The sequence below is a fragment of the Methanolobus sp. WCC5 genome, from assembly GCF_045690325.1.
Taxonomy (GTDB): Archaea; Halobacteriota; Methanosarcinia; order Methanosarcinales; family Methanosarcinaceae; genus Methanolobus.
In genome coordinates, this window is record NZ_CP146981.1 from 1,940,342 (window position 1) to 1,952,899 (window position 12,558).

At 43.7% G+C, this 12,558-nt stretch carries 9 protein-coding genes; 4 read left to right on the forward strand and 5 right to left on the reverse strand.

All coding sequences use genetic code 11. The features are described from left to right. Complete coding sequence (locus V7O64_RS09460; RefSeq protein WP_407355167.1) at positions 1-1,608, reverse strand: DNA-directed DNA polymerase II small subunit; 1,608 nt, start codon at positions 1,606-1,608, stop codon at positions 1-3. Positions 1,609-1,764: 156 nt separating this feature from the next. Between V7O64_RS09460 and V7O64_RS09465 the strand changes: the two genes are divergently transcribed. Further along, positions 1,765-2,325, forward strand: coding sequence for a signal peptidase I (locus V7O64_RS09465; protein WP_407355168.1), 561 nt, complete (start codon positions 1,765-1,767; stop codon positions 2,323-2,325). A gap of 4 nt (positions 2,326-2,329) precedes the next feature. Here the strand turns inward: V7O64_RS09465 and V7O64_RS09470 are convergent, their stop codons facing one another. Then, complete coding sequence (locus V7O64_RS09470) at positions 2,330-3,565, reverse strand: ORC1-type DNA replication protein (protein ID WP_407355169.1); 1,236 nt, start codon at positions 3,563-3,565, stop codon at positions 2,330-2,332. An 807-nt stretch (positions 3,566-4,372) separates the two neighbouring features. On the opposite strand from V7O64_RS09470, the gene mfnA reads away from it, so the two are divergent. From mfnA to V7O64_RS09485, 3 genes are all read left to right on the forward strand, one after another. Next, positions 4,373-5,530: a tyrosine decarboxylase MfnA gene (mfnA, locus tag V7O64_RS09475; protein WP_407355170.1), complete on the forward strand. Its 1,158-nt coding sequence runs from the start codon at positions 4,373-4,375 to the stop codon at positions 5,528-5,530. Positions 5,531-5,791: 261 nt separating this feature from the next. After that, positions 5,792-6,886, forward strand: coding sequence for a CBS domain-containing protein (locus tag V7O64_RS09480; RefSeq protein ID WP_407355171.1), 1,095 nt, complete (start codon positions 5,792-5,794; stop codon positions 6,884-6,886). A 35-nt stretch (positions 6,887-6,921) separates the two neighbouring features. Next, on the forward strand, positions 6,922-8,355 hold the full coding sequence (locus V7O64_RS09485; RefSeq protein ID WP_407355172.1) for a TraB/GumN family protein: 1,434 nt from the start codon (positions 6,922-6,924) through the stop codon (positions 8,353-8,355). Between the two features lie 48 nt (positions 8,356-8,403). On the opposite strand, the gene V7O64_RS09490 is transcribed toward V7O64_RS09485, so the two are convergent. From V7O64_RS09490 to V7O64_RS09500, 3 genes are all read right to left on the reverse strand, one after another. Beyond that, positions 8,404-9,708, reverse strand: coding sequence for a hypothetical protein (locus tag V7O64_RS09490; protein WP_407355173.1), 1,305 nt, complete (start codon positions 9,706-9,708; stop codon positions 8,404-8,406). A 119-nt stretch (positions 9,709-9,827) separates the two neighbouring features. Beyond that, positions 9,828-10,721 carry a formylmethanofuran--tetrahydromethanopterin N-formyltransferase gene (gene fhcD, locus V7O64_RS09495; RefSeq protein WP_407355174.1) on the reverse strand — a complete coding sequence of 298 codons (894 nt, stop codon included), beginning with the start codon at positions 10,719-10,721 and terminating at the stop codon, positions 9,828-9,830. A gap of 133 nt (positions 10,722-10,854) precedes the next feature. Further along, positions 10,855-12,531 (reverse strand): hypothetical protein, encoded by a 1,677-nt coding sequence (locus V7O64_RS09500; RefSeq protein WP_407355175.1) that lies wholly within the window; start codon positions 12,529-12,531, stop codon positions 10,855-10,857. Positions 12,532-12,558 lie beyond the last annotated feature (27 nt).

Sequence of the window (12,558 nt, forward strand, 5' to 3'; positions counted from 1 at the left end):
TCACTCATTGAATTTAAGAATCGTTGTTTTGAGGGTTTCCAGATCTACGACAGGCACCTGTGCAGGTGTGGGGACCACGTTGACCCTTTTCTGGAACTCGGTCTGATCCTGCCAGGTGCCCGAATTTATCAGCAGGACATTCTTGTACCACTCGATACCCAGGGTATGCACATGGCCGCAATGAAGGATATCGGGAACATTGCTGATGACAAAGTAATCTTTCTTTTCAGGTGCAATGGAAACACGGCTTCCGTATATTGGTGACAGATGCCTGAACTTCATCATTTCCACCATTGCCTTGGTGGGATCATGGTATGAGACACCGGGAACTGAGGCCACAAGGTCATCAATTGAACGGCCGTGATATAGAAGCACCTTCACACCATCCAGGTCGACAATGGAAGGATTCCCGACAAATGTAACGTTATCCGGGAAATATTCCCTTATGCGCCCAGGCAGTCTTGGCTGGGGTTCAGCCTGGCGCACAGCGTCATGGTTACCAGGAGAGATGATTATCCTTATATGATCTGGTATCCTCGAAAAATACTCACCTGCTTTTTTGTACTGATCATAGACATCCAGGATAGAGAGTTCTTCTTCCTGGCCGGGGTATATACCAACCCCATCAACCAGGTCTCCTGCCACAAGAAGGTAGCGAACCTCCTTTGCAATGGAAACCAGGGCTTCATTATCAGTGTCACAGTTGAGGAAGTCCAGGAAACGCTCCCAGGGCTCCTCCATAAATGTCGAGCTTCCGATATGGATATCAGATGTGAGGATAGCCTTTCCATGGGTTCCTTTCTTCTGGATATATGTGTTCGGGAGGTCCGGCAGGGTTATCTTCTGCACTATCATAAGATTGCCATCATTTGTGAGAGTGCCTGTGAATCCTGCAACCTCGTCCAGCACAAAATGACTGGCCTGCTCAAAAAGCTCCTTGTCAGCCATGCGTATCAGTACTGAGAAAGAGCCGGTGGGATCTTCTATTTCCAGTATCTTATGCCCGTTACTTGTGCTTTTTATCTCAGATATCATTCCAATGACAGAGACCTCCCCTGCCTCCCTGCTTCCCCTGTAATTGGTCCCTTTGTTCTTTTTCAGGCTCTCTATGGGACGGGCATTTATCCTGCCTCTGATTATATCACTTATCCTGCTGTAACGGTTCCTGAAGAACTGGACAAATTCCATATATTCACCTACGCAGGTGGAATTATCCGTGATATCAGAAATCACCGAAACCGGACTGTCATTATTACATATCGTGAGCGGGGTGCCTGCCGGAGAAATACGGTTGCAGCCGGCAGAAAGACTCTTGCAGATCTTGGGTGTGGGTTTTTGAGTTACAGGTTCAAAGTCAGAGATCGTTCCATGAACAGAAACTGGTTCGTAAACAGAAACAGACGATTTTTCCTGAACACCGGCAATTGAACTGAAGCCTTCCAAGTCTATGTGCTCTATATCGATAACAAGGACTGAAAGATCTATGTTCTCAAGCACATATGTAACAAGTTCCTGAGGAGAACAATGCGAACAGATAAGGTCTACTGCTTCAGGGCTTATCTGGTATCCTTCTTCGATGAAAGCGGTAAGAACATCAATTTCATTCATGATCGTAGAGCTAAATTTAAGTTGCAGGGAAGATAATTACAGTATGGGTGCAAGAACTTACAAAATCATTTTAAACCGTAAACATTTTATTTTGCGAATATTATTCCTTAACTCATAAATACATTCTTTTATTGGGGCAGAATACAGGTAAGAACAATGAACTTAAAAGAAACCTTTCATGCTTTCAAAGAAAGTGACAATTTCTTTGTTTCACTTGCACGGGACATCATAACTGTCCTGTTAGCCGTATTGATATTTGCATCTTTCTCTCAGGTGGTCTTTGGGATGTGGACTCCTATGGTGGCCGTGGAATCAGGTAGTATGGAGCCACATATGAACGTAGGTGATATCGTTTTCATCCAGAGTATCGACAGGACGCAGGTTGTTACATATGAGGAAGGCATGGACAACTACAACTCATTTAAAAATTATGGCGATGTGATATTATACAAGCCCTATGGACAGGAAGGAGTTACTCCCATCATCCACCGGGCGATGTATTACGTTGAGGAGGGAGAGCAAATGTGGGAAGGCGGACCCGCCGCACCTCATGCAGGATATATCACCAAAGGAGACAATGAAATGACCAACAGGTATTACGACCAGCAGGGTCAGGTCAGTTACATGATGCCGGTTAAAGAAGAATGGGTGATAGGTATAGCACGTTATAGGATACCTTACATAGGTTATCTCAGATTGATGCTCCCGGGCTTCTGATTTTTTAGAGATGCAGCTGGGTTGTGAGTACAGGCTTGAACAATTCAAGTGGTTTGAGCCTGTAATCCTCAAACAACACTTTTTTGGTACTGTTTATTGGAACGCTTAATACAATTTCCTTTGTCCTGCCGTACCTGCCCTTGCTAACAACAACAGCATTCACGATACCCAGCATATCAAGCTCTGACATAAGATCCGTTACCCTGCGCTGTGTGAGAATATCCATGTCCACCTGCAGACATAATTGCCGGTAAACATTATAGACCTCTCCTGTAGTGACATTCTTGTAACCGTTATTCCTCAAAAGCATAACACTGTAGAGTGCAAGTTTTGACTGGGTAGGAAGAGTGCGCACCACTTCAATGACCCGATCAACCTCAATCTTTTCCTGTGCACCCTTGACATGCTGTTCATCAACACGTGATTTGTTTTCCCTTTCTGCGATCTCACCGGCCACCCTAAGCAGGTCCAGGGCACGTCTTGCATCCCCATGTTCCTGGGCAGCAAAAGCTGCACAAAGAGGAATGACCATTTCATCCAAAGCTTCCGGTTTGTAAGCTATCTGAGCTCTCTCATGAAGAATATCACTGATCTGGTCAGCGTCATAAGGAGGAAATATTATTTCTTCTTCACCAAGGGAGCTCTTTACTCTGGGATCAAGGAATTCTGTGAACTTAAGATCGTTTGAAACCCCTATCATACTGACCTTTGCATGTTCAAGGTCTGTATTGATTCTTGAAAGATTATAAAGGACATCGTCACCTTTTTTAATCAGTTTATCAATCTCGTCCAGAATTATAATGACAACCTGCCTCTCGGTATCAATTGTCTCTTTGAATTTGAAAAAGACCTGATCTGTAGGCCAGCCGGTCATCGGGACATCTTCACCAAACTGACGTGTCAGATTTGCAAGAAGTCTGTATTGAGTGTCAATAACCTCACAATTAAGATAGACGACCTTACAGGAAATACCAAGGGATTCACCTTTTCTTTCCAGTTCTATACCCACGTGTCTTGTCACAGCAGTTTTACCGGTACCTGTCTTACCATATATGAGAATATTAGAAGGTGTGTCACCTCTAAGAGCTGAAACGAGAATTGAAGCAAGACTATTGATCTGTTCATCACGGTGAACAAGGGAGTCAGGAGTGTATGAATGTCGTAAAACCTCTTTATTTTTGAAAATTGGTTCGTTTTCCAGTAATTCCTGGAACAAGCCATCTAACGATTTACTCTGCATTTACTTATGTCACCCAATCCTGTTAAAATTACAAAGAATACTTTAAACTAAATTGTCTTTAAGGGATAAGGACTACCAATCAAAGGGATTGGATTTACTCTCTCTATTCCAAACGATACAATGGAAGTGGGGGTTATTAATGGTTATGGTTTAGACCCCCTGATTTCAAGTGGAGATTTGAAGAAAAAGAATAATAAAAACAAAAAACAATAACTATATCCTTATTTATTATTATGTGGTTACCCGGACTATATAAGAGGAAACAAAAAAAAAGCTTCCTATGGAATGTAAACCCCTTTGTTTCTACTGGAAAGTTTATAAAGGACAGTGACCCTAAGATTTCAATTGGAACATGAAAAAAAGATATGACTATCTTTTTTAAAAATTTTGAAAAAAAGATGGCAGTGTATGTATAAATATGTTAGTATATAAGCTTTTTGTTTAGAAAAAACAAATTTCAGAAATTTTTGTTCTAACAATGTTCTGACAAATATGTTCCAGTTGAAACAATGGGGTAGCACATGAGTAAACAAACCTAAAAACAAAACAAGAATTGATCAAAAAATAAGAACTAATCAAAATAATCCATAAAACAAAAATCCAGTGGAAATGATGGGGTCTGTATATTGATTGTCTGCCATAATTACCTTAGTAACTATGTAAGTAACTATGTAAAAAGAACTCTAATTAGCTCTAATTTAACCTGTACCGAGATTTAAACAATCGATTGACCGGAATTATTGTAGTCTCTATGGCAACGGGTCGTAACACAATTGTTTTAAATATCTTCTTTTATTCATATAGCCAATGAATGAAACTGGCCTATCCGGAGAGGAAATACGTAGTTTCTTAGAGGCTTCAAAAGGGCAGGATCTGAAATATGAGCGTGTACTTAGCTCCATGTGCACTTATCCTCACAGGGTAGCTGTTGAAGCTCATATGGGATTCATAGAATCGAATATGGGTGATTTTGGTCTTTTCAAAGGAACCTATGATCTTGAAAAACAAGTCATCGGTTCATTGGGCCAGCTTTTACACCTCCCGAATGCATCAGGTTATATGACAACAGGCGGGACCGAATCCAATATTCAGGCTATAAGGTCCATGAGAAATCTCTCAACACCGGGAGCGTGGTGTGAAAGACCAAATATCGTTGTTCCGGATTCAGCTCATTTTTCCTTTGACAAGGTTTCAGATATCCTTGATATCGAGTTGAGAAAAGCCAGTCTTGATGCAAACCTAAAAGTATCAGTTAAGTCTGTTGAGGCCCTTATAGACAAGAATACCATAGGTCTTGTGGCTATAGCTGGTTCAACGGAGTTCGGCCAGGTCGATCCTATAGAAAGGCTCTCTGAGATTGCACTGCACAATGACATTTTCCTGCATGTAGATGCTGCTTTTGGTGGTTTTGTCCTTCCCTTCATTGATGATATCCATGAATTCGACTTCAAATTAGCGGGAGTTAGCTCCATTGCAATAGATCCTCATAAGATGGGTTTGAGTACAATACCATCAGGTGTCCTGCTTTTCAGGGACTCTGAACAGCTGGAAGGCCTTAAAGCAGACACACCTTACCTAACAGTTTCCACCCAATACACACTTACGGGAACAAGAAGTGGAGCTTCGGTGGCAGCAACCTGGGCAATAATTAATTACCTGGGAAAGGAAGGTTACAGAAAAACGGTGTCCGGATGTATGGAATTAACCTTTTATCTTTTGCAGGAACTTGAAAGGATTGGCGTTTATCCCTGGATAGAACCTGTTATGAATGTCGTTGCGCTGAAAGTCCCTGAGCCTGATCTTGTGCGAAGCAGGCTGGCTAAGGAATTCAACTGGCAGGTATCCATCACTCAGAATCCACATTGCCTGCGTCTTGTGATAATGCCCCATGTGACAGCTGGTATGATAGATTCTTTTGTGAGGGACCTTAATGAGGTTCTCATGTCATTGAATGTGCCGATTTGAGGGGATAAGGCTCGATGACACCTGGCCTTGAAACGTGTAAGGCGTGTGTTCATCTCGCCTGTCTTAATTGAGAGTATTCTTTTTTTACATATAATCCTGGACCAAGCGGGGTGAAAGTATTAAGGAAGGGTGAAAGTATCAAGAAGGTATCAAAGAAAAGAGCAGTTCTTCATGGTTTTATTAATAGATTCCTTTCCACTTTCCAGTAACTACTCATTAAAATAAGATAATAATAAATATTAACCCATCTAACATGGTGTCATGAATACCTCATTTAAGATCGGAAGCATCATGGGAATACCTATCAAGCTGCACATCACTTTTTTGCTCATACTTCCCGTTTTTGCCCTTGTCTTTGCAACAAATCCGCAACCATACGGCTTTGCAGATATTGGTTCAACTACAATGAACTATGCTCTGTCCCTGCTGACAACGATACTGTTATTCGGTTGCATACTGCTCCATGAACTGGGTCACTCTTATATCGCCAAAAGCTACGGAGTCGAGATAAAGGACATCACGTTGTTATTATTTGGAGGGGTATCTTCCATGGAAGAGATCCCAAGGGAGCCTTCACAGGAATTAAAGATGGCATTTGCCGGACCACTGGTAAGTCTTATCATAGGTTTTGGTCTGCTGGGCCTGAACATAGTGACAGTTAATATCATGCCTTCATATGAGAATACATCTGTGTACCTTATGGTGGGTATACTGGCTACTATTAATATCATACTGGCACTTTTTAACCTGCTTCCCGCTTTCCCCATGGATGGTGGAAGGATCCTGCGTGCATGGTATGCAAAAAGAATGAACTATGTCAAAGCAACACACTATGCTGCCTATATTGGGAAGATGTTTGCTTTTTTCATGGCAATAATAGGTCTTTTCTTTAATGCATGGCTGATCTTGATAGCTCTTTTTGTGTATATAGGTGCTTCGGAAGAAGATAAGTCAACAACAGTAACCGTAAGCCTTGAAAAGTATAGGGTCGCAGATGTGATGACAAAGGATGTGCTCTCGGTGCACCCTGAGATGACAGTAGAGGAATTGTCTCATTTCATGTTCGAGCACAAACACCTGGGATATCCGGTGATGAAGGGCAATTCTTTAAAAGGTATTGTGACCTTTACAGACATACGTAACGTTCTTCCGCATGAACGCTATGCTAACCTTGTATCCGATGTGATGACAAAGGATGTGATCTCCCTTCCTTTGAGCGCTAATGCGGCAGAAGCCTTCAAGACAATGACAATGAACAATATAGGGCGCGTTCTGGTAGTGGATGATGGAACTGTGAAAGGCATCCTTTCCAGGACAGATCTTATGAGGTTGCTCATGTTATCGAACGAACTCTGATCTTTAAAACTCCAATCTTTAAAAGAGGATCTACATTGAAACATGATAATTTAAGTGATTCACAGCAGAGTGCCCCTGATTATGATTACAGTAGCACGGATGATGATCTGTATTCTCAGGACTCTGCGGGGAAATTGTCATTCTCAGGTTCAGGCTCTTCTGAGATAGAGGTGACAAAAGAGCTGATAGAACCAGAAGCAACCACCAGCTCAACAGCAAACGGACAAAGTTTTGGATCGCTACCTGAAGATCTTAAAAAACCAACTGAGATCATACTGATAGGTACAGCCCACGTTTCTGAAAAGAGTGTCAGGGAAGTCAACGAAACTATAGAGAGGGAAAAACCGGATATTGTTGCCGTTGAGCTTTGCAGGTCCAGGTATGAGGCCATCAAAGGCAATGTAAAGAATAGTGATATACCGGTAAAAGAACTCTTAAAGGAAGGCAAGGTCTATTTCTATCTTGTTCATATGCTTCTGGCCCATGTTCAGAAAAAGTTCGCTGACCAGATGGGTGTGCAGCCGGGTGCTGAGATGATAAGTGCTCTTGAGGCTGCTGAAGCAAGCGGTGCGCAGATACTTCTGATAGACAGGGATGTACAGATAACCCTGCAGCGTTTCTGGAGCAAGATGGGTTTTATCGAGAAACTGAAGATGCTTGCAGGTCTTATTGCAGCAGTCCTGGGTATTGGTGGCACCAAGGACATCGATATGGACACTATCACAAATAAGGATGTGGTTTCCATGCTCGTGGAAGAGTTCAGGGAGTCATCTCCAAATGCTGTCAGGGTACTCATAGATGAAAGGGACGCATACATGGCCAATAATCTTATAAGGGCGGCTGCAAGTGGCAACAGGAAGATAGTCGCTGTGATCGGTGCAGGCCACAGGGCCGGTATCCAGCGTTATCTTGAAAATCCAAAGACCATCCCCATGATCGATTATGCAGCTGAGGCTCCGAAAAAACGCTTTAACATACTAAAACTCTTCGGAGCTGCTATTGTTGCGCTTGCTCTTGGTACATTTGGCCTGCTGATACTATCAGGCGTCCCCCTTGAAACCCTTGCCATCGCATTTGCCTGGTGGTTCATCATAAACGGAGTGCTCAGCGCTGCGGGTGCCGTGATTGCAAGAGGTCATCCATATTCAGTGCTTACCGCATTCTCGGTTGCATGGCTCACATCTCTTAACCCTATGATAGCAGCCGGATGGTTTGCGGGTCTGACAGAGGCCAGGTATCGTAAACCAACCACTGATGATTTCAAAGAGCTTGTTGAGATCGAAACAACTGGTGATATGATGAAGAACAATCTCTTTCGTGTGGTAATGGTGGCTGCCCTTGCAAATCTTGGCAGTGTTATCGGAACTTTCCTGGGAGTCTATGTGATGCTTGAGGTCACAGGAATTAACCCTAAGGAAGTCATCCAGACCGGTATAAGTGCAGGACTCATGGCCCTTGGCATGGGATGATCATATTGGCAGAAAACCCTCACAAAACCCGCATCATCATCTAAAATTCTATTTATTCTTTTTAGCAGCCCTCTCCCCGAACTTATCCGCAAGCCTGTAGGATATGTCGGAAAGATAGGCAGTGCCCCAGGTGGCTACAAGGATGGCTCCCAGCAGGTTAAAAACAAGGTCTATCATGGTGTCATGGATACCGTGCTGGGCAAGTATGGCCTTGTACCCCAGTTCTGCTGCCATTTCGTCTGTCAGGAACTCCAGTATTTCCCAAACCACTCCGGTTGCGAGTACGAACAACATGATAAAAAGGAAGAGCACTTTAGGCGGTATGTATATTTCATCGGTATAGATATCGATAGCTCTTATCAGTACATATCCTGCAGCAGCAACAACACTGGCTGAGAGGGCATGAGTGATGTTGTCCCATCTGGCCACATTGTCATAGAATGCAAAGGTCCCCAGAGCATCAAGGAAAATAGCAAGGGTAACCCAAAGTGTCAGTCCGGGATCAAGGGCTATGTTATATTTGAGCTTGATGAAAGCCGGAACGAATGTGACAGCCAGACCTGCAACTGCATTCACGGCGGTTGGTATGTCTTTTAAGAATACAGCCATCAGAAGTAAGATGAAAAGTCCTGTCTGCATTACCCTTGTTGCGATCTTTTGCTTCCTGTCTGAGATACCGAGCAGTCTGCGTATAGGTGCGGGCGGCCTTGATATAGTATATTCAGGTGTCCTCAAAGATCCACGTGGGGGTAGTTCTATTCCCATGTCCGGCCCGACATTCCTGAAATACCATCCAAAGAACAGTCCTGCAGCAATACCTGTCAAGGTGGCATAGATGAACCTGTACATAACATGGGCGTTTATCTCATCAGATGACCTCCCGTCAAGAAGGAACGTCGTTCCTAAGTTAATATCCAGCGACCATTGCAACAGATGCCAGAGCCCTGACATTGCAAGTGTTGTGACTACCACAAGGACTATGGCAAACTTGTAGTGCATGCGCACAGATGTGAACCAGCTGATCTCCGCTGCCAGCAGCAATGCAATAGTGGCCACTGAGAAGTAAACAGGTATGGCCGTGAGAAAGAAATAATAGGCTGTGGTGCTGCCAAGTATTGGTATTATTGCCAGTACAACGAAATACCAGGATGGCATGACAGAGAATTTGCGCAATAGCAACGCAGGCGCTATTATGATGCAGATAACAAGAACTATGAGCGCAAACCATGTGAGCCTCCCGTTCATCAGGTTAATAATACCAAGCAGGGAAAGCAGTACTACCATTGCCCACCCGGCAAATGCGTTAACTGGGGTGTTTCTCAGTAATTTGCTAAGCCTGTCTATTTGTACCATTATGTATCAGTCGTATTATGCACTTAAGGTATAATTAACGCTTGAAAAGGGATTAAGGAATAAGGATCAGAAGATAGTTATTTAAAAGAAAAGCAAAAATATGAAAAAAGAAAGAACCTTTAACAAAGGTCTTTCAGGTGGAACTGGTATTTTCCAAGCTTCCCGCCGTAGTTGCCTGCGGTGATCTTTGATACACCGGGGACTGCGATAGCTGCTTCGATACCTGCCTTCATGGCCTTCTGGATTGCGTCCTCGTCAAGACCGTTGATGACAAGCTCGTAAACTGCCTTTACGCCTTCGGGGATCTGGGTGCCTTCGACCTTGTCCCTGATGGAGGGGCAGAACTTCTCGTTCGCTGTTGCCTTCATGAACTTGTAGTTGTTAAAACCCGCTTTTGAGCCGCTGGCAACGATTCCTCCCGGGAATGGAGTGATCGTACCGTTGAGGTCCTTAATTGCATCCACTGCAACCTCTGCTGCTGTGAGTGCGGTCATCTGGGAGTCACCGAAAATGAAGAAGTTACCGCCTGCTATACCTGCAACAGCGCCGATGTTCTCTTCCACGAGGAAGTCACCTTCCATGATAGGGATGCTGTACATCTTGCGGCCGGCTACCTCGGTCTCGGATTCCATACCATCACCGAAGAACTTAAGCTTGAAACCTACGTTGAACTGTTTCTCAGCATCAGGAAGCCCGTTAAAGACCGCTGTTGTAGGTGCTGTGAGTACACACTGGCCAAGGCGCTCAAGTAACTGGTGTTCAAGTGCCTCATATCCGAAAGTACAGATCTGGATATAAACACCGGGCCTTCCGTCAGGTGTCTCATCAGGACCGACGAACTTCTCAATACCTGCCTCAGCAGGACACATAATAACAGATGTACCAAATCCTGTTGCTTCAAGTGCAGCTACCTCAGCCCAGCGTTTTGTTGCTGCGGTGATAAGCACTCTTGCTATTTTGATCGGGAACGCTTCTGCAAAAGTATCTTCGATTTCTACTCCGTTGATTTCCATAATAATCCCTTGCTTTAAGTTGTACTTTAAGTCGACATATCAGACATTATAGTTTGGGACATGTTGCATGCCAACCTGACTATAGCAGTAATACAAGACAATTACAATACATATAATCTTCGAAAAGAGAAGTCTACCTGCCGCCAGACTTGCGGTAGGTCTTATCAAAAAGTGCGAACATCTCCCTGTCAATTTCCCTGTATTTGCCTATCTCAAATACAGCATCGTTGACAATAACAGAGATGGATTCGATGTTTGAGAGCTTTGCAAGGCTCTTTGAGGAACTTGCGGTGGATTCTACCATCTGTTCCCTTATGGATATCTCACAGACCTCAAGTATCCCATGCACAGCCTGTGAAGCCTGGTCCTCCAGGTTTCTCTGTGCCGCAACCGTACAGAAATGTTCCATTACCGGAATGACCTGGGAGATCTTTTCATCGGAATGCATTCTTGCGGCAACTATTCCTATATCCTTCAGGGCTGCTGCCACATCAGGGATTGAACTGTCCCCGAAGATCTCTCCTATCTCTTTCAAAGCCTCTATCACCCTGTCAAGACATTCATGCTTTTTCCTGTCAGGGGATTTTTGAACGGTTTTTATCCCTATGTCCCTCAATGCATAGATTATCAGTCTTTTTAAACTTTCCATGTCCTTATTATCAATTGTTGCCGCAAGTCCCAGGAGTACCTTCCTGATATTATCCAGGGTAGCCGTATCCCTGTTCTCTGCAGCATCAAGGGCTATTCTTTTCAGGAGTGTCACTGATTTTTCAGTAGGGTCCAGCATGTCTTTCTTTGCAGATGTCGTTCCGATGTCACCAATAGCTATTGCAAGCTTATGCAGTGGGGTGGCTATTGTTTTCTTCCTGGCGATGTTCACAATGTCCTTTGGGCTTTTTGAGTTCATCAGCAATGCCAGTTTGTCCGGTTTGGGGAAGTAACCCCTTTCCCTGTGCATTTCAAAAAAACTGCTCATATTGTCGATAGTCTGCAGGGTGAGATTATCCATGCCTGCCATAGAACATTGTTTTCCCAGTGAACCGAAAGCATCAATGGTTTCCATCAGTACGTATCGGTTCCTTTCATAATCTGCAAGAATGGCGATCTTGTAAAGATGCATATTGAGATGTTTTATGATCAGGCCATTGTTACCGCCCGGGACCAGGACCTTTGTACCCAGCTCAGGGATTCTGCGGATACCTGTGATAGCAACCAGGTCATTGTTGCTCCTTACAGCACCGCGGATAACATCGATAAGCGGCTGGAGCGGATCCATATTCCTTTTTCCGGTTGCAAGTTTCCTGTAACTTTCATTCATATCATAGATCTGCAGGTCTTTAACAAGTTTCTCAATATCCGATCTTGCTGCTTCCTTCCTGAGGTAGTCTGCCAGGAGGAAGGCCACCACAGACAGGATAAAAGTGTATGCAAGCAGTAGTATCATACCTGTGGCTTTGAAAGTTCCCAAAAAATGCATGATCGCTGCTGCCAGAGACAATGTCCCGATGGTGTAGGAAAACATTTCAGTTAAAACATCTCCCTTAGCTGCCAGCCAGAGGCACATAAGCCAGAAGAATGCAAAACATATGGCAAGAATAACGTTATACCTGAAATGGTCCATCTGCTGATCAGTGAGCAACGTTGCAAGGAATGCAAGCTGGATGACAAATGCACCGATAGCAAGGTCAGCTCCGGCCCCTTTAAGATCCATTTTAAGATAGTTCTTCAAGAGTATGTCTGCAAAAATGAAAAGTGATATCATACCACTTATAAGGGCTGTATCAACAATGTCCGGTATCAGGATCTCCATGGCAATATATTGTACATTTTTATTTAT